Source organism: Catalinimonas alkaloidigena (genome assembly GCF_900100765.1).
Taxonomy (GTDB): Bacteria; Bacteroidota; Bacteroidia; order Cytophagales; family Flexibacteraceae; genus Mooreia; species Mooreia alkaloidigena.
This window is the reverse complement of record NZ_FNFO01000006.1, coordinates 83,196-102,621: the sequence shown is the minus strand read 5'-3', so window position 1 is coordinate 102,621 and position 19,426 is coordinate 83,196. Positions and strand designations below refer to the sequence as shown.

The following is a 19,426-nucleotide window of genomic DNA, read 5'->3' as shown; positions in this document are numbered from 1 at the left end:
GCCCGAATTTATATACATTTACGTAGAGGCGATGGTTTCGCCCGCATTTTCTCTTCTCGCCCATGGAAAACGATAAATCCGAGAGCCTTCAGGGACATTTCCTGATCTCAGAACCTTTCCTGCCGGATCCCAACTTTGAACGCAGCGTAGTGCTGATCTGCGAACACAGTTCGATGGGGGCGTTCGGATTGATCCTCAACCGACCTACGGAGGTAAACCTATACGATGCTTTAGAAGAAGACGCACCGTTGCTCGGTACCAACGAGCATCCGTTGTTTGTGGGTGGCCCGGTGGAGCCTAACACGCTCCACTTTCTGCACGCGTACGGCAACGAAATTGAAGGCAGCATCGAAGTAGTGCCAGGCCTGTTTTGGGGTGGCGATTTCGAACAGATCAAAGAACTGCTGGTGCTACAACGGCTGGATTCCCACAACATACGTTTCTTTGTGGGGTATTCGGGTTGGGGCAGCGGGCAACTGGAGCGCGAACTGGCGGAAGAGTCGTGGATCACCACACCCGCCCAGGCTTCCGACGCCTTTCTGGACCCACCGGAAAAGCTGTGGCAACAAATTCTGCGCAACATGGGCGGAAAGTTCAGGGCCCTTTCCAATTACCCGCGTGACCCACGTTTGAACTGATTCCCTTAAAGTTGTATTTTTACTTTTCACCACCACGACCACCAGACCACTACACCATGAAAGAGGAAGACAAGATGGCTGCGAATGGTATTAACGAGCACCAGACCGTAGAAGAGATGGAAGAACCTACCGCAGACGCGCACTCCGCCAACACGCCACCGAACCCAGAACAACCCGCGGCTCCTGCAACGCCTGCGGCCCAAACCACCTCTACACCTGAAGCGACTACCGCCTCGGGACACGACTCGGCGGATGAGTCGGAACACGAGGAAGAACATCACGACGAGCACCACCACCACGATTACAGCCACTACTCGAAAGCCGAACTGGTCGCAGCCCTGGAAGCGCTTGTTAAAGAACCGGAGCAGCCCCATGCCAACGCCATGGCGCGCGACATTCACCATGCGTTTCAGGATGTATACGCCGAAGAGCGCCGCGAAGCTCTGGAGCAGTTTACGGCGGACGGGGGCGACGAGGGCGACTTCGATTTTCGCGAAGACGACCACACCCAACGCTTCAACACACTGTATCATCAGTTCCGCGAGCAGCGGCGGCGACAGGCACGCGAACAGGAACAGAAGAAAGAATCGAACCTGGAGCGTAAAAGCGCCCTGTTGGAGCGCCTGCGCGAATTTGTCGACAGCGAAGAAAACAACACCTCGCTCTCGAGTCTGAAGGCCATTCAGGACGAATGGCGCGAAGTGGGGCCCGTGCCCGGCATTGCCGCAGCCGACCTGTATGCCCGTTACCATGCGTTGCTGGATCGCTTCTATAACAACAGAAGTATTTACTTCGAGCTGAAGGAGCTGGACCGGCGCAAAAACCTGGAAGCGAAAAACGAGCTGGTCGAGCGCGCGCAGCAACTGTTGGACGTAAGTTCGGTGAACGACGCCATCCGCGAGCTGAACGAACTGCACGAAGAGTTCAAGGCCATTGGCCCGGTACCGCGCGAAGAACAGGAAGAGCTCTGGAACCGTTTCAAAGCCGTTTCCGATCAGATTCACGACCGCCGCCGGGCGTACGTCGATGGCCTGAAGCAACAGTTTCAGGAAAATCTGGAAGCCAAACTTCAATTGGTAGAGAAGGTCAAGCCTTATACCGAATTCGATTCGGACCGCATCGACGACTGGAATGAGAAATCGCAAGAGTTGCTCAAGCTACAGGAAGAGTGGAAACAGATCGGCGGTATGCCCCGCAGCCAGGCCCGCGAAGTTTCGCACGAGTTCTGGCAGGCCTTCAAGCAATTCTTTCACCACAAAAACCTGTTCTTCAAGCGGTTAGAAGGCGAACGTGAAGAAAATCTTCAACAAAAAATGGCGCTGATCGAGCGGGCGGAAGCGCTCCAGGAAAGCGACGATTGGAAGGCTGCCGCCGAAGAAATGAAGGAGATGCAGTCTCAGTGGCGCACCATTGGGCACGTGCCGCACAAATACCGGAAAGACGTCTACAAGCGCTTCAAGCACGCGGTCGATCACTTCTTCCAGCGGCGGCGCGCGCACTACAACGAAGTCGATCAGGAGTTTGTCACCAACTTACAACAGAAGGAAGCCATTATCGCTCAACTCGAAGCCCATGCTCAGCAGGGCGACGCGACGGTAGAGCAGCTTCTGGAATTGCAAGCGCAGTTTTCCGACATCGGCTACGTGCCCCGCAAAGACATCTCGCGCGTCCAGCAGAAGTATACGGAAGCGGTGCAGCACAGCGTAGAAAAATCCAACTTGATTGATGAGGATGAGAAGTCCCGCGTCCTGCTCGAAATTCAGGTCGCCGGCATCCGCAACAGCCCCGGAGCTCAGCAACGCCTCAGCCGTCAGGAGTCGGAAATTCGTCGCAAAATAACGGCTCTGGAGAACGATATCAGCCTTTGGAAGAACAACCTGGAGTTCTTTGCCAATTCGAAAACCGCTGATAAATTACGTGACGATTTTGGGTCGCGCATCGAGGGCGCACAAGAAAAGCTTCGTGCGCTGAAAGAGCAGCTCAAAATAATTAACAGCCTCTGAACCGTAGCAATACTTTGATAATGAAAGCCTTATCGTTTGTCTGATAAGGCTTTTTTTGCAAACTGGAGTGAACCCTTTGGTGAGGTTTTTATGTTTTGCTTCGGTTACCTATCTTTACGTTTAAAGTACAAATTATTGAGGTTATTACATCGTCTGATTTGGCGTGGAGGATTACTCGTTGTGCTAGCTTCCTTATCGGGGTGTTGGGTCACTTTTTCGCCCCCCCGATGCAAAATTGCTTCTTGTGAAACACGCATGATTCATACGCACAATGGCGAGCCTTTTCGCGGAATGCCCTGGTGGCATCCTAACCAAAATCCAAAAGTGGGGCAAGGGCACTCAAAGATTAAACACGATCGTGGACCACGCGACCGATAACGGAACCTCCTATATTTGCGCTCTGAGCAAGATTATATATCATGACTGAAGATCAGAACATCATCCCCATTAACATTGAGGATGAAATGCGCGGTGCATACATCGACTATTCCATGTCGGTGATTGTGTCGCGTGCGTTGCCCGACGTACGAGACGGTCTCAAGCCCGTGCATCGGCGCGTGCTGTACGGTATGTACGAACTGGGTGTCGCATACAACAAACCTTACAAAAAATCGGCCCGTATCGTCGGGGAAGTGCTGGGGAAATACCACCCGCACGGCGATTCCTCGGTGTACGACACCATGGTCCGCATGGCCCAGGAGTGGTCGTTGCGGTACCCGCTGGTCGACGGACAGGGCAACTTCGGTTCGCTCGACGGCGACTCTGCCGCCGCTATGCGTTATACGGAAGCCCGTCTGAAGCGCATTGCCGACGAGCTGCTGGCCGATATTCATAAAGAAACGGTTGATTTTCAACCCAACTTCGACGACTCCCTGCAAGAGCCGGTCGTGTTGCCGGGCCGCTTGCCCAACCTGTTGGTGAACGGGTCGTCGGGGATTGCCGTCGGAATGGCGACCAACATGCCGCCCCACAACCTTACGGAAGTGGTGGACGGCATTGTGGCTTACATCGACAACCGGGAAATTACCATTGCGGAGTTGATGCAGCACATCACGGCGCCTGACTTCCCGACCGGAGGGACCATCTACGGTACCCAGGGCGTACGTTCGGCGTTCGAAACCGGACGGGGACGCGTGGTGATTCGGGCCAATGCCACGTTCGAAACCACAAAAGACGGCCGCGAGCGGATTGTCTTCACCGACATCCCGTACATGGTGAACAAAGCTACCATGATCGAGAAGATCGCGCAGATGATCAACGAGAAGCGCATCGAGGGCATCACCGGCTTGCGCGACGAATCGGACCGCGACGGACTCCGGGTGGTGTTCGACCTGCGGCGCGATGCCATTCCGAATGTGGTTCTTAACAACCTGTACAAATACTCGGCCCTGCAATCGTCGTTCGGGGTCAACAACGTAGCGTTGGTGAAGGGGCGTCCCGTGACGCTGAACCTCAAAGACCAGATCCGCTATTTTGTGGATCACCGGCACGAGGTGGTGGTACGGCGCACGCGTTACGAACTGCGCGAAGCCGAGAAACGGGCGCACATCCTGGAAGGGCTGCTCATCGCCCTGGATCACCTGGACGAAGTTATCGCTTTGATTCGCGAATCACGCGATCCGGAAACGGCGCGTAATGGCCTGATCGATCGCTTCGGCCTGACCGAAATCCAGGCACGCGCCATTCTCGACATGCGACTGCAACGCCTGACCGGCCTGGAACGCGACAAAATCCAGAACGAGTACCAGGAAGTTAAAGCGCAGATCGATTACCTCAACAGCATCCTGAACGACGAAGGGTTGCGGATGAACATCATCAAGGAAGAGCTGAGCGAACTGAAAGAGCGCTACGGCGATGCCCGCCGCACGCAGATCGTCCATGCTTCCGACGAAATCACCATGGAAGACATGATTCCCGACGAGGACATGGTGATTACGATTTCGCACAACGGGTACATGAAGCGGACGCCGCTGACCGAATACCGCACACAGGGGCGGGGAGGGGTCGGCTCGCGCGCTACGGGTACCAAGACCGACGACTTTACCGAACACCTGTTTGTGGCGTCCAACCACAACTACCTGCTGATCTTCACCGAACTGGGGAAAGTGTTCTGGCTGAAAGTGTACGAGATTCCGGAGGGAAGTAAAACCGCTCAGGGACGCGCCATTCAGAACCTGATCAACATCGAACGCGAAGACAACATCCGGGCGGTGATCAACGTCAAGAACCTGAACGACGACGACTACATCAACAACAACTACTTGATTATGTGCACCGAACAGGGCACAATCAAGAAGACTTCGCTCGAAGCTTACTCACGGCCCCGCCAGGCGGGCATCATCGCCATCACGATCAATCCGGGCGACCGTCTGCTCAATGTGCAGCTCACCGACGGCAACAGCGAGATCGTCATTGCGAAACGCTCGGGGCGCGCCGTCCGTTTCCACGAAGAACAGGTCCGTCCGATGGGCCGTACGGCAGCGGGCGTGCGCGGCATCAACCTGGAAGGCGAAGACGATGTGGTGATCGGGATGGTCTGCTTTGCCGACCAGAGCAAAGGACAATTGCTGGTGGTGTCTGAAAAGGGCTACGGCAAGCGTTCGCCAATCGACGAGTACCGCATCACCAACCGGGGGACCAAAGGCGTCAAAACCCTGAATACCACCGAGAAAACGGGGGCGCTGGTCGCGATCAAAAACGTGAACGAAGAAGACGAGTTGATGATCATCAACCGGTCGGGCATTCTGATCCGCATGGCGGTTTCCGATGTACGGGTGATCGGTCGTGCTACGCAAGGTGTCCGGTTGATTCGCCTCGCGGATAACGATCAGATTTCGTCCGTAGAAAAGATAGAAAAGGAGCCTTCTGACGAAACCGATATCGGACCCGATGCCGAGGTAGAACCCGACACCAACGGATCAGAGGCCCCCAACGATAATTAATTAGAACAATCCAATCCAATTTGACCTATGAAAAAAGTGATGATTCTATGTTTCTTCCTGGCGGGAAACATGGCTATAGCACAGAATTCGGCAGTGACCAACGCCATCTTTTATCAAAACGATGGCCTGCTGGATAAAGCGAAAGAGAAGATCGATCAGGCGGCAGCGCACCCCAAGTCGATGGAAAAAGCCAAAACGTGGGTAACGCGCGGCAACATCTATGCAGACCTGATGGTGAACCCGCTTGAAAACTACAAGCAGCTGGGCGGCGACAGCGCGGGCCTGGTGGCGTATGATTCGTATCGCAAAGCCATTGAACTGGACAAAGAAGGTGGCAGCTACGCCCAACAGGCCGAGGAAGGATTGCAGAACCTCTGGGGAAATCTGCTGAACCAGGCGTTCGAATTCTACAACAACAAAGATTACGCAACGGCCCTGAACATGAGCCAGAAGGCCATGGAAATCAAGCCGGAAGACACCACGGCGGTGATTTACGCAGCGGCGTTTGCTGAAACCAAAGAAGACTTCGATCTGGCTGAAAGCTACTACAACAAGCTGCTGGAAATGGACTACAACAAGCCTGACGTTTACCAGCGGTTGCTGTATTACGCACAGCAGCGCGACGATAACGACAAGGCGCTGGAGTACGTTCAGCAAGCCCGTGCGCAGTATCCTGACGATAAGAACTTTATGCTCGAAGAGCTGAACCTGTACTTCAAAACAGGCAGAACTGCAGAAGCACGTACCAAACTGGAAGATGCCATCAAAGCCGACCCCAGCAATTCGGCACTGCACTTTAACCTGGCAGCACTGTATGATCAGGAAGCCAGCGCTGAAGGTACTTCGGACGACAAGAAGAAAGAACTGCGTGAGAAGGCCATCTCTAGCTACAAGAGCGCACTGGAATCTGATCCGTCGAACTACGATGCCGCCTTTAACTTGGGTGCGGTGTATTACAACAGCGCGGCGGAGATCCTGAAGAAAACCAACGAAATGGATCTGGCCACGTACCGCAAGGAAGGCAAGAAATACGAAGATCAGGCGAAAGAATATTTCAAGATGGCCGTTGAGCCGTTCGAGAAAGCATACGCACTGAAATCTGACGATCCTAGCTTGCTCGGCTCGATGCGTACCGTCTATGCACAGCTCGGCATGAAAGAGAAAGCCGACAAGATGGACGCTGAATTCCAAAAACTTTCGCAGTAAGCGACACACACCAACGTGTTTGCCATCGCGACTTATCAAAAGCGACTTCCTGTCATAGGAAGTCGCTTTTTTCATGATAGAGCACAAGAAAGGGGATTCTAGTTAACTTTATTTATCATAATATAAATTATAAAACAAAAGAGGTAAATCAAATCAAGGCCCTAGGCTAAGTAAAATCTAGGCGTAGCACAAATGCAAAAAGTTTTTATATTGAGCACACCTTACCATTTTTTACGACCTTGGCCACCAAACCATCATCGGTTGCACCACACCTGCCGCTCACCACGTTGCAGCGGACCCTACTCTGTGTAGTGTTGGTTGCGCTGATGCTGGGCATAGTTCCGCAACACTGGCAGCATTTGCTCCGGCAGGCCAAGTGCATCACGCTGGCCACCGAAGATTACGACGGTACCGAAGATGCTTCCACCGACAGTACCGAAAAAGACGTGGAAGAACAGCCGCAGAAAGAACTCAACGACCGGCTTCTGACACAGCTTTTTACATTCCAGTGCATTCCTCATAGTTTGTTGCCGATCTGCTACGGCGACTCCCGTCCTTCCACGCTTCTGCAAGCGGAAACACCGCACGCCACGCCACCCCCTGAGCGCGGCTGATCTCAGCACGAGTTACCCATAGTTTACTGGTATTGTGGCGCATTGTACGCTCTGGCAGCGTCACAACGGCACCTATCTTCTACTTTCTTCTTCACCTCATTGTCTCTATATGAAACCCACCGCACGCAGTTCTTCGTCGTGGCGCGAGAACCTTAAATATGATTTTAAATCGGGATTGGTTGTCTTTCTGGTCGCCATTCCGCTCTGCCTGGGCATTGCGCTGGCTTCGGGCGCACCGCTCTTTTCGGGCATTATCGCTGGCATCGTCGGTGGTATCGTCATTGGCTCTCTGAGCGGCTCGCAACTCAGCGTGAGTGGCCCCGCAGCCGGCCTGACCGTCATTGTGTTCAGCGCCATCGAGAAACTGGGCACGTTCGAATCCTTTCTGCTCGCCACCATGCTGGCTGGCCTCATGCAGGTCGGTTTGGGCTACCTAAAAGCCGGTGTCATCGGCCACTTCTTCCCGAATTCCGTCATCAAAGGGCTGTTGGCCGCCATCGGGATTACGCTCATCTTGAAACAAATTCCGCATGCCCTGGGCTACGATGCCGACGCCGAAGGCGACTTTGTGTTCAGTCAGATGGATGGTGAAAATACGTTTACAGAGATTATCAACGCGTTTCTCAATCCCAGCCTGGGGGCGCTCCTCATCGCTGCCCTTGCCATGGCCATCCTGGTTTTGTGGGAACGGCCGCTCATCAAAAAAAGCGCCCTGGGTAGTCTGTTGCCGGGTTCGCTGGTGGCCGTTATTGCGGGCGTACTCATCAACCTGCTGTACGAAATGGTCAGTCCGGGTTGGGTCTTGTCGGGCAACCACCTGGTGAGCCTGCCCAAGGCCAATAATGCACAGGAAGTATTGAGTCTTTTTACCATGCCTGATTTCTCGCAAATCGGCAACGTACAAGTCTACATCTCGGCCCTCACCATCGCCATCGTCGCCAGTCTGGAAACGCTACTGAACCTGGAGGCCACCGACCGGCTCGATCCCCTCAAGCGCAACTCGCCGCCCAACCGCGAGCTAAAAGCCCAAGGGGTCGGCAATTTTGTGTCCGGCCTCATTGGCGGGCTGCCCGTTACGTCGGTGATCGTCCGCAGTTCGGCCAACGTAAACTCCGGCGCGCGTAGCCGCATGTCGGCCGTGATCCACGGCATTCTGCTGTTGGTCTGCGTCATTACCATTCCGGGTTGGCTCAACCGCATCCCGCTCGCAGCCCTGGCCGCTATCCTGCTCTTCATTGGCTACAAACTCGCCAAAATCAGCATCTTCCGGCAAATGTATCAGACCGGCCTTAGCCAGTTCATTCCGTTTGTGGTGACGATTCTGGCCATTCTGTTTACTGATCTGCTGATCGGCATCTGCATCGGCCTGGCGGTCGGCTTGTTCTTTGTGTTGCGGGCCAACTACCGCACCACGTACTTCTTCCACAAAGAGAAACAATCGAGCGGCGAAAAGATCAAAATCAACCTGAGCGAACACGTTTCGTTCCTCAACAAAGCCAGTCTGGTCCACATTCTGGACGATCTGCCCGAAAACAGCTTCGTGGAAATCGACGCCAGCCATACCATGTACATGGATCACGACATTCTGGAAACGATCGAGGATTTTAAGGAAACGGCACGCTCCAAGAACATTCAGCTCCAGTTCGTCGGCAAAGAAAAACTGATCAGTCAGGAACTCGACGAACCCCTACCGCTTCCGACGCCTACCTCAGGGGCCGACTTTGAAGCGTACCGCAAGTTGTTCGAGAACAACCGCCAGTGGGTGACCGAAAAGCTCAGCCTCGATCCGCAGTATTTCGAAAAGCTGGCGTTAGGACAACAGCCTAAGTTCCTGTGGATTGGCTGTTCGGACAGCCGGGTGCCCGCTACCGAAATCACAGGGACTTCGCCGGGCGATATGTTCGTGCACCGGAACGTCGCCAACCTGGTGGTACACACCGATCTGAACCTGATGTCGGTCTTGCAATATGCCGTAGAAGTACTCAAGGTCAAGCACATCATCGTCTGCGGCCACTACGGCTGCGGGGGCGTGCAAGCCGCGATGGAAGACAAAGACCTCGGGATGATCAACAAATGGCTGATGAACATCAAGGACGTGCACCGACTGCACCGCACCGAATTGACGCACCTCAACCAGAACGATCGGTTCAAGCGCCTGGTCGAACTAAACGTGATCGAACAGGTCTATAATCTGCACAAAACCTCGTTCGTGCAACGGGCCTGGGCCGAAAACGCCGATCTGCACATTCACGGCTGGGTGTACGACTTGCGCGACGGACGCATCAAAGACCTGGAAATAGACATTCACCAGTTGTTTGAAGAATACGACGAAGTCTACCGGTTTGGCAATGGTGCCACGGCTCCCCGAACCCTCAGTAGCACCCCTAATCCTCTGTTGCAAGGCAGCAACTCCTGAGTAACTCCCGTTCTGCTTCGCCCGCTCTTGCTTACCCCTGCGAGAGCGGGCTATTTTTTGAACTGCCACCGCCGCAGCGTGACCGGAGCTTCGTGCAGCGCCTGCATCAACGCCTGATCATCGGCGAACGTCAGTTGGTGCAACGCGCGCGTTTCAATCTCCACCCAAAAGTCATCTTCTTCGAAAGGCCACGGTTCCACCACCACAGACTGGTCGGCCCGCTGCCGGATAAAATGGTGCGTGCGGTCGGGTCCCTCCTCTACCTCTAACGCCCGTTCGCCGGGCGGAAGCTGCTGCTGTCCTAAAATCAGCGAACACTGGTCGCACCAACGCAGCAGACGGTACGCCGCCTCGACCTCTTTCTTGGTGTACCCCAGTTCTTTACGCCACTGGATCTGGTGCTGCTGCTGTTCATCCAGAAAGGCATCGATCGTGGCGTGTTGCCCCCGGAAACGCTCGTAGAGAAACGACAGGTGGTGCGAGATAAGCAGCGCGGTCCAGCGTGATTTGTAGCGCGAAACCAACGCGATGCGTCGGGCCTGTTCTTCAGGAAAATCTTGCTCGGCGAAGTTGAGCGGCGATCCCGCCTGGTTCAGATGCGCGCGGGCGTGCCATCCCTCCTGGCCGTCGTCGTGTTCGGTAATGGCGGCCAGCGTTTCGATCCAGCGCTCGGGGCGTTGGTCCTTGCGCCAGCGATGCGCCAGCTGCACAGCGAGCAGTCCGTGCGCCCGCTGAAAAATAATTTCCCAGCCGGTTGCAATAGGATTTACAATCATACGGACAGGTATACGGAAAGCCATTGCAAAGGGTGAAACTCCTCTTGTCTTGAAAGCTCTCAGAAGGACATATAAATTAGATAAGTACAATTATATAAGGCAGCAACGTTAAAACCTAAAATCCTCATTAATTATCCTAATAGAGCAAATAATCAGGATTTAAAAAGTGCCTGTACGGCAAGTGCACTTATAGGAAAAATGAAACTTATGCGCACAACGAAATGTTTATTTTATATGATTGCACAAGCGAACGAAAGAAAACTCATGACGGTGTCTTCCGCGGAAGAAACGCGCGAGGAGATCACCCCGGAATCGATTCCCGCTCAGGTGTTTCTGAATTATTTCTTCAGCCTGAACTACCATATTCAGTCCTCTGCCGATGCCATGGCGTTGTACAACGTGGTTCATTTCCTGAACCATCGCCCAACGTTGACGGAGGAAGACCAAGACGCGATCCGCAAGCACCTGCTTTACTGCTGGAGCACCGAGTATGCTCTGCGCTCGACCGGTGAACTCGGCGACGAACAGTACCTCAAACACGCCCTGCATTGGACTTTCCCGCAGGCCTACTACAGCGTGATGGCCGGTTTGCAAGCGTTTTTGCGCGTGCAGGGCATCAGTGGTACCCATCCCGAACTCATCCGTCGCGAAAGCAGTCGGTTGCTGGTCAAGGGAGCTTATCCCGAAGCCATCTCTTTTTATGGGGCGGGCCACGCCAGCGACAGCCGGATTTTCAACCTGCCTTTGTCGCACTACAAGCCAGGGCTGCAACTCGCCAGCAAAGCCGTTGAAGCACAGGCCCAGATTGGACAGTTTGTCCGCACCACGCGTCGACTACGGGCACAGAGCGTGCGTCAGCGCATCCAGAGCGATCCGGTGCTGGCGTTGCGCAACAAACAAGGGGACGTGTTGAAGCGCTTCAGCTACCAGCACTGGCAACAGCTTACGTGGCGCATCGGCTACACGACCGTATTCGACCTGATGGGACGGCTGCGCATTTCGGCCAACCACCGGGAAATCAAGCGGTTTGTGGAAGCCGACATCGACTTCAAGTTGTTCCACACGTCGCTGGCCGGTGTCGTCAGCTACCTGAACTTTCTGCACGAAGCCTACGTGGCCAAGGCCGTCGGGCTGAAAACTTACCAGACGTGGGTCGACGCGCTGCCCCCGCACCTGCGGAACGGGTTTGTGCAGGAACGGCTAGATCGGTGGGTAGCGCCGGTGTTGCAGGGCGAACCGCCGGCCCTCAATGCCCTGCCGATTTCGGCATAAGGCGCACAGGATACAGCGGATTCAACCACAAAAGGTCTTTTATGTACCTTGCGTAGCTGGTTGTATTTTCATTCCAAATCCGCTGTATCCGCTATGCCTGCTGCCCCTCGCAATCTGTTACAAGAAAGCGACTACCTTTCTGCACCGGTCGACCTGACCAACTGTGACCGGGAACCCATTCACATTCCCGGTCAAATTCAGCCTCACGGGTTGCTGCTGACCTACGACCCAACGCTTCAGACCATCCAACAAGTCAGTCAGAACTGGGATACATATGGCCCTGGAATGGCCCAGAATCTGTTACAGGCCCCTATGGCCCAAGTGTTTACATCCAGCGCCTGCGCGACGCTGCAACGCTTCGTAGAACAGGCACATCAGGAAGCACGGGGCAGTACGCTGGTTACCCTGCACCTGATCGGCAAAGAGGCGCCTTACGAAGCCGTAGTTCATCTGAGCGAAGGTTTGGTAGTGGTGGAGTTGGAAGAAGTAGCGTCGCAGGATCAGCCGCTTCCATTTTCTCGCATCAACAACATTTTCACCTACCTGGAAGAAGCCTCTTCGGTCGAGGTGCTGTGCCAGCGGGGGGCCGATACCCTGCGGGACTTGACGGGATTCGACCGAGTAATGGTCTACAAATTTCTGGAAGACGACCACGGCTGGGTGATTGCCGAGGCGAAAGACCACGCGCTGGAGCCTTTTCTGGACCTGCATTACCCCGCGTCCGACATTCCGGTGCAGGCCCGTGCGCTTTACCTCCGCAACCGCCTGCGTTTTATTCCCGACATCCATTACACGCCTCAGGCGATTCTGCCTGCAGAAAATCCGCGGACCGGTCATCCGCTCAACCTGACCTTTTCGGTACTGCGCAGTGTGTCGCCCATCCACATCGAGTACCTGCGCAACATGGGGGTTGGGGCTTCCATGTCGGTGTCAATCATCAAAGACGGCAAGTTGTGGGGGCTTTTTGCGTGCCATCATAGCAAGCCACACCGTGTCCCGCAGCACGTACGCCAGGCATGCGAGCTGTTTAGCCACACCTTTGCCGCCCGGCTGGCCGAACGGCAGACCGAAGAAGAACGAGGCTACCATATAAAGGCGCGGATGGTACAAAAGCAGCTGCTCCAGCAAATGACCCAGGCGCCGGTGTTTACGGACGGATTGTACCGCGATGAAACCACTTTGCTGGACCTGGTCCGGGCCGAAGGCGCAGCCATCTGTTTCGAAGACCAGATCATTTCGTTGGGGCAAACGCCTGCCGAGCACCACATCCGGCACCTGGTCGAGTGGTTGCAACGGCGGAACCTGCCCGATGTCTACGCCACCCATGCCTTGTCGCACGACTGGCCCGAGGGCCTGGCTATGAAAGAGAAGGCCAGCGGCATCCTTGCTATTTCCATTTCCAAAATCCAGGGCGATTACCTGGTGTGGTTCCGGCCGGAAGTCCTCGAAACCGTCACCTGGGCAGGGCAACCGACCAAAGGCGAAGTCGCGGAAAACGGCGAGGTCAGACTCTCGCCCCGGCTCTCGTTTCAGGCCTGGAAACAATCGGTCGAGCACCAGGCCCAACCCTGGCTGCCGTACGAAATCGAATCGGCGACCGCCTTTCGCAACATCGTGATTGGCATCATCCTGCGGACCTCCGGCGAACTGAAGCTAAAAGCGGACATCCTGAGCCGTCTGAACCGGGAGCTGGCCCAAAGCAACGACGAACTCGATTCGTTTGCGTACATCGCGTCGCATGACCTGAAGGAACCGCTGCGGGGCATCCGCAACTACGCGAACTTTCTACTGGAAGACTACGGAACCCGCTTCGAAGAAGACGGCCACTCGAAGCTACAAACCCTGGTGCGGTTGTCGCAACGGATGGAGGAGCTCATCAATTCGCTGCTGGAATTCTCGCGGGTGGGGCGTCTGGAGCTTTCCATTCGCAGCATCGACTTAAATCAACTGGTGCACGACAGCATCGATTTTCTTCAGGTATTCATCAAAGAACATGGCGCTCAAGTCACTGTCAGCCAGCCACTTCCTACCGTCACCTGCGATCCGATCCGGGTCAGTGAGGTCTTTACCAACCTCATCACCAACGCCATCAAGTACAACGAGACCGATCAACCTTCCGTAGAAATCGGATATTTGGCGGCAGAATCGCCGGAGGGCATCCCGACGTTTTACGTAAAAGACAACGGAATTGGCGTGTCGGAACGACACTTTGAAAGCATCTTTCGTATTTTTAAGCGGCTACACGCCCGAGATCAATACGGAGGGGGTACGGGCGCTGGTCTGACGATCGTCAAAAAAATTATTGACCGACATGGTGGCAAAATCTGGCTCCGTTCGTCGCCAGGCCAAGGCTCAACTTTTTTCTTTCAACTTCAACCCGCGTAAGCACTCCATGAAGCACCCCATCATCGTTATCGAAGACAGCGAAGAGGACTTCTACACGCTTCAGCGTACGTTTCAGAAGGCTGAGATCACGCACCCGATCCAGCGCTTCTCGAACGGCGACGAAGCCCTGCACTATTTTCTGGAAACCACCCAGGCGACCGATTCGCCCGCGCTTATTCTGCTGGACCTGAACCTGCCGGGCACCGACGGGCGTCAGCTCCTTCAGGAACTCAAAACCAACGCCCGCTGGAAAATTACGCCGGTGATCGTGCTCAGTTCGTCGATCAACCCCAAAGACATTCAGGACTGTTACCAGCTCGGTGCCAATGTGTACATGGCCAAATCGCTCGATCTGGCTACGTTCCGTGAACAAATCCAAACGTTGAAACGCTACTGGCTTGACTTTGCAAAGCTGCCTCAGCCGTACTTTGCAAATTAACTACCGATCCCTTGACAGAAGAGACGCTCACGATCCTTATCATCGACGACAACGAAGAAGACGTTCTGATTTTTCGTCGTTATTTGACCTATGCTACCATTTTGGGACGTACCGTGCGTTTGGTGCGTGCCGCTACGGGTGCCGAAGGCATGGACCTCCACGACGAACACAACCCGGATTGTACCTTTCTGGATTACCGTTTGCCCGACATGACGGGCGAAGAGCTGCTGAAGATCCTGATGCAGCGTAAAAAACACAATGCGTGCTTTGTGATGCTGACCAGTTCGGGAAACGAGTCGGTCGCCGCCTCGGTGATGAAGCACGGCGCGCTCGATTACCTCAACAAGGCCTGGATTTCGGAAGAGCAGCTTATCAAAACGGTGGAGAGTGCCCTGCAGCGGTATCAGCTCCAGCAGGAACTTGAACGGCAACGCAACCGCCTGCAGAAAAGCAACAAAAAGCTTCGTCAGCAGCAGAAAGAGATGGAACGGCTCCTGACGCTTCTGGAACAGGACAACCTGCGCAAAACACAGGAATTGCAGGCGGCCCGCCAGTTGCAACTTTCGATGTTGCCCCAGCAATCGCCCCGGCTCGATTTTCTGGACATCGCCATGCACATGAACACCTGCGACGAAGTGGGCGGCGATTACTACGACTTCAAGATCGATGCTGACGGGCAACTGTACCTGGCGGTGGGCGATGCTACCGGCCACGGTTTTCGGGCCGGGGTGGTCGTAGCGACCGTGAAGAGCTACTTCCATTCGCTGGCCGGGCGGATCCCTTCCGTCGAGCTGATGAAGGCTATCTCGCAAGGGATCAAGAACTTACAAACCCGCGGCATGTACATGGGTCTTCGTTTGGTGCAGATCGGTCCCACACGCTTTGTCAGCACCGCCTCCGGAATGCCCCCCCTCCTCTACTATCAAGCCGCGGCGCAGCGGGTCCACATCATCGAGCAACGCGGACTTTTTTTGGGCTCAGGGTTGTCGCACGACATTCCTTCGCAGCGCTTTTCCTGGGAAAAAGGCGACGTTCTGCTGGCCTTGACCGATGGCATGATCGAACTGTTCAACGCCGATCGGGAACAACTCAGCCTTGAACGGATCATTGAGCGTTTTCAGCAATCGGTTCACCACTCCGCTGCTCAGATTATTGAGCATATCGTAGCCCTTGGGCGTAGTTGGTCACAAGGGTTGCCGAACGAAGACGATATCACTCTCGTGGTCGTTAGGTCAGCTTAATGGATAGTATAACTACTTTATTTATCATAACTTTAATCATTTATAAAACGTCAAACTTCCTGTCAGGATCTTCGTATAGCACTCTATAAGAGAAGATTCTATTATGAAACTACACATAAAAAACTTCAAACTCTCGCACTTGTGGAGCTTGTTGAAGGAGACGTACAAGGAGTGGAACGATGACGAACCCTTCCGCCAGAGCGCAGTAGTAGCCTACTACGCCATTTTTTCACTTCCCGCGCTGATGATCATCATCGTTAAACTTGCGGGTTACTTTTATGGAGAAGAAGCAGTACAAGGCAAAATCTCCGGACAGATCAGCCAGGCCATTGGGCCGCAGGCAGCAGAAGGCGTGCAAGACATGATCGCCAACTCAGCGACCGAAGGCAGCACGACCATTGCCATCATCATCGGGGTAGCAACGTTGTTGTTTGGTGCAACAGGGGTCTTTTACCAATTGCAACAGACACTCAACTACATCTGGGAGGTACGGATCGATCCGAAATCGGGCATCAAAAAACTGGTTGTGGACCGCGCTACGTCGTTAGGGCTGATCATCGCCATCGGTTTTCTACTGCTGATCTCGCTCGTGCTTACCTCTGCCCTTTCGGCTTTCAGCGACTGGATCGAACAATATGTGCCTGACTTCCTGATGGCCGTGTTCTTTGTCGCTGAGTTTGCCCTTTCGTTCGGGGTGGTGACGTTGCTGTTTGCTATTATCTTCAAAGTGCTACCCGACGTCGAAATCGAATGGCGTACGGTGTGGGTGGGCGCGCTGATGACCGCGTTTTTGTTCGTGGTCGGCAAATTCGCGCTGGGCATCTACTTCGGGAAAGCTGACCCCGCCTCGGCCTACGGCGCGGCAGGCTCGGTCATTCTGATTTTACTGTGGGTTTCGTATTCGTGCCTGATCTTGTTTTTCGGGGCCGAATTTACGCAGGTGTACGCCCGACGTTACGGTCACCGGATTACGCCGTCGAGCCACGCCATTCCGATGCCCGATTTTTATGCGTCGCGTCAGGATCGTCGCACCAACAACGCCGCTCAGCGTTCTGCCCCCCAAAACCGGCAACAGGAACGCCCGGAAAAAACGAATGGAACCGCGGCTTCATCACCGCAGCCGGTAGTAACGGGACAGGCACCTTCGTCCGGAGTACCGCTGCACAAAAATCCGCATTCCCGGCTCTCTTAAAACCAGCCTTGTAGGCTGGTCGAGCTTTCGAGGGCGACCTCTAGGTCATCCGGCAGTTGTGGAAAAAAGTCGAGTCCGGTGCGTTGTTCTACAGAATCGATCGACACGACAAACGAAGAAAGTTCTTTCTGAGAACCCCGGTTCGGCAGCAAAAAAGCGATGGCTTTTAGCTCGGGACCGCGCGCATCCAAAACCACTTTGTAATAGAAACGAGGCACAGACACACCGTTTGTGCCTATTTTTTTGAGTCCTGGCTCCAGCACCGGTCCGGTTACGATGTACAGATCGCCCTCTTTCTCGGCCCAGTTGCGGACCTTCTGTTCCAGTTCGTTCCAAATGCCGCGGTTGAAGGCAGGGGCCTGCGGGCTCATGTTGGAGTAATAGAACGTTTCGGACATCGCTTTCTTCGACCATTTCATATCTCCGGCGGGCGCCATGTGTCCCCGGTCATAGCCCGAATTGCGGTAATCGGATGCTGCAGCAGAGCCCGTTTTGATTTGGTCGTCTTCCCGGAAATTGTCGGTGCGTTCTACCTTTCCGCGCACTTCACTTTTGGTCAGTTGATAAGCCACCCAGGCGGCCTGTTCGTCGGCTTCACTGTAGCTCAGCGTATAGCCGGTATAGCGCACAATCTGCTGCCCGGGCACCGGACGAGGGTACTCGAATCCCGGCGCTTTGGTGAAATCGTAGCCCGTATAACGGATGGGGCCTCCGGTGGGATTAACGGTAATTTCGGGGTTGGGCGAAGTGGTAGAAGCCGGATCGCGCATGCGCTCCTGCACCTGTCCGAAGGCAGACGTATCGACCGAGGGCACTTCGGGAGCGGTTGCGGGTTGTGGTTGTTCCGCACGGGCCCGTTCCTGCCGTTCGTGACGACGCACGTCCCGCGTGTGGCGGTACCAGTACCAGAGCCCAAGCACCACCACCAGCACGATGAGAAACACAACCAGCCAGGTGCCAAAGCCATTACGCTTATTTTGTGAAGCCATAGTGCAAACAAAACTAAGCTTTTCACCCACAATCGGGAACTATCCCGCCGGGCTTTTCGCTTGGCTGACAGATGAGTACTCTTCGTATTGCCGTGATCGGTGGCGGCGCGGCCGGTTTTTTCGGCGCTCTGGCGTGTGCCCAGACCAATCCCGAAGCTGAGGTCCACATTTTTGAGCGTACACCAAAGCTGCTGAGCAAAGTCCGGATTTCGGGTGGGGGCCGCTGCAACGTTACCAATGCCCAGACCAACCCCCGACGCCTGTCCGAACACTATCCGCGCGGCGGACAAGCCCTCCGCAAGGCGTTTCAACAGTTCGGCTCCCGCGAAACGATGGACTGGTTCACTCAACGCGGCGTTTCGCTAAAAAGTGAGGCCGACGGTCGGGTGTTTCCTGTTACCGACCAGTCGGAAACCATTGTGCACTGCCTCATGCAAGAGGCACACGACCGCGGCATTCGCCTGCATACGAAGTGTGGCGTAACGCAACTTATGCCTCTGCAACCGGGCTTTCGCCTCTCGTTCAGCGACCTGCGTACGCAGGACTTTGACCGCGTGTTGATTGCCGCCGGTGGTCACCCGCAGGCCCGGGCATACGATTGGCTCCGCCAGCTCGATCTGCAGGTCGTAGATCCCGTACCATCGCTCTTTACGTTCAACGTGCCGGTGCATCCCCTCAAATCGCTTTCGGGAGTATCCGTGCCGACCGCCCAACTGCAACTCCTCGACAGTGCACAACCCAAAAAGGCCGTTCAGCTGGGCCCGCTGCTGGTTACGCACTGGGGATTCAGCGGACCGGCAGTCATTAAACTATCAGCCTGGGAGGCACTTCAGCTACACGAGCTAAACTATCACTTTAAGTTCCGCATCAACTGGATTCCGGAGTGGCACGAAGAAAAACTGCGGGCACACTTCCACGAGATGCGGCAGCTGCATGCCCGCAAACAAGTCACGACGCACGCACTTTTCCAACTGCCCAATCGCCTGTGGCAGGCGCTGGTGCATCAGGCCGAAATTCCCGAACAGGTGCGCTGGTCCGAGCTACCGGCCAAAGCCAGCCATGCCCTGACGCAAATGCTGCTGTATAATACTTATGAGGCCCGCGGCAAAACGACGTTTAAAGAAGAGTTTGTTACCGCCGGGGGCATCGACCTGGCCGAAGTCGATCTGTCGACCGGCGAAAGCCGCCGTCACCCGGGGCTACACTTTGCAGGCGAAGTGCTTAACATCGATGGCGTAACAGGCGGATTCAATTTCCAGGCGGCCTGGACCACCGGCTACTTAGCCGGCGTCCATATGGCCCACGTCGGTTAA

14 protein-coding genes are annotated in these 19,426 nt (G+C 54.9%); 12 read left to right on the top strand and 2 right to left on the bottom strand.

From position 1 onward, the window contains the following. Positions 1-62 precede the first annotated feature (62 nt). The 6 genes from BLR44_RS15935 (at position 63) to can (ending at position 9,819) form a co-directional block, all read left to right on the top strand. Positions 63-638: a YqgE/AlgH family protein gene (locus BLR44_RS15935; protein WP_089683746.1), complete on the top strand. Its 576-nt coding sequence runs from the start codon at positions 63-65 to the stop codon at positions 636-638. 56 nt (positions 639-694) lie between these two features. Next, positions 695-2,641, top strand: coding sequence for a DUF349 domain-containing protein (locus tag BLR44_RS15930; RefSeq protein ID WP_089683745.1), 1,947 nt, complete (start codon positions 695-697; stop codon positions 2,639-2,641). Positions 2,642-3,060: 419 nt separating this feature from the next. Beyond that, entirely contained in the window at positions 3,061-5,583 is a 2,523-nt protein-coding gene (gene gyrA / locus BLR44_RS15925) for a DNA gyrase subunit A (protein WP_089683743.1), read from the top strand. Positions 5,584-5,652: 69 nt separating this feature from the next. Beyond that, entirely contained in the window at positions 5,653-6,789 is a 1,137-nt protein-coding gene (locus BLR44_RS15920; RefSeq protein WP_218127100.1) for a tetratricopeptide repeat protein, read from the top strand. Between the two features lie 239 nt (positions 6,790-7,028). Then, positions 7,029-7,403 carry a hypothetical protein gene (locus tag BLR44_RS15915; protein ID WP_143017324.1) on the top strand — a complete coding sequence of 125 codons (375 nt, stop codon included), beginning with the start codon at positions 7,029-7,031 and terminating at the stop codon, positions 7,401-7,403. A gap of 109 nt (positions 7,404-7,512) precedes the next feature. Next, positions 7,513-9,819 carry a carbonate dehydratase gene (gene can, locus BLR44_RS15910; RefSeq protein ID WP_089683737.1) on the top strand — a complete coding sequence of 769 codons (2,307 nt, stop codon included), beginning with the start codon at positions 7,513-7,515 and terminating at the stop codon, positions 9,817-9,819. A gap of 50 nt (positions 9,820-9,869) precedes the next feature. Here can and BLR44_RS15905 read toward each other — a convergent pair whose 3' ends face one another. After that, positions 9,870-10,595, bottom strand: coding sequence for a DUF3891 family protein (locus BLR44_RS15905; RefSeq protein ID WP_089683735.1), 726 nt, complete (start codon positions 10,593-10,595; stop codon positions 9,870-9,872). A 264-nt stretch (positions 10,596-10,859) separates the two neighbouring features. Between BLR44_RS15905 and BLR44_RS15900 the strand changes: the two genes are divergently transcribed. The 5 genes from BLR44_RS15900 (at position 10,860) to BLR44_RS15880 (ending at position 17,124) form a co-directional block, all read left to right on the top strand. Beyond that, complete coding sequence (locus BLR44_RS15900) at positions 10,860-11,867, top strand: hypothetical protein (RefSeq protein ID WP_245706083.1); 1,008 nt, start codon at positions 10,860-10,862, stop codon at positions 11,865-11,867. A gap of 93 nt (positions 11,868-11,960) precedes the next feature. Next, the gene (locus tag BLR44_RS15895; protein WP_089683731.1) at positions 11,961-14,252 is read left to right on the top strand and encodes an ATP-binding protein; all 2,292 of its coding nucleotides are present in this window, start codon (positions 11,961-11,963) and stop codon (positions 14,250-14,252) included. A 7-nt stretch (positions 14,253-14,259) separates the two neighbouring features. Further along, positions 14,260-14,691, top strand: a complete 432-nt coding sequence (locus tag BLR44_RS15890) for a response regulator (protein ID WP_218127099.1) — start codon at positions 14,260-14,262, stop codon at positions 14,689-14,691. Positions 14,692-14,702: 11 nt separating this feature from the next. Continuing rightward, on the top strand, positions 14,703-15,932 hold the full coding sequence (locus BLR44_RS15885; RefSeq protein WP_089683729.1) for a PP2C family protein-serine/threonine phosphatase: 1,230 nt from the start codon (positions 14,703-14,705) through the stop codon (positions 15,930-15,932). 103 nt (positions 15,933-16,035) lie between these two features. Continuing rightward, positions 16,036-17,124, top strand: coding sequence for a YihY/virulence factor BrkB family protein (locus BLR44_RS15880; RefSeq protein WP_089683728.1), 1,089 nt, complete (start codon positions 16,036-16,038; stop codon positions 17,122-17,124). On the opposite strand, the gene BLR44_RS15875 is transcribed toward BLR44_RS15880, so the two are convergent. Then, the gene (locus tag BLR44_RS15875; protein WP_218127098.1) at positions 17,121-18,113 is read right to left on the bottom strand and encodes a DNA/RNA non-specific endonuclease; all 993 of its coding nucleotides are present in this window, start codon (positions 18,111-18,113) and stop codon (positions 17,121-17,123) included. The two genes, BLR44_RS15880 and BLR44_RS15875, sit on opposite strands and share 4 nt — an antisense overlap. Before the next feature lie 71 nt (positions 18,114-18,184). On the opposite strand from BLR44_RS15875, the gene BLR44_RS15870 reads away from it, so the two are divergent. Beyond that, positions 18,185-19,426: a BaiN/RdsA family NAD(P)/FAD-dependent oxidoreductase gene (locus BLR44_RS15870; protein ID WP_089683726.1), complete on the top strand. Its 1,242-nt coding sequence runs from the start codon at positions 18,185-18,187 to the stop codon at positions 19,424-19,426.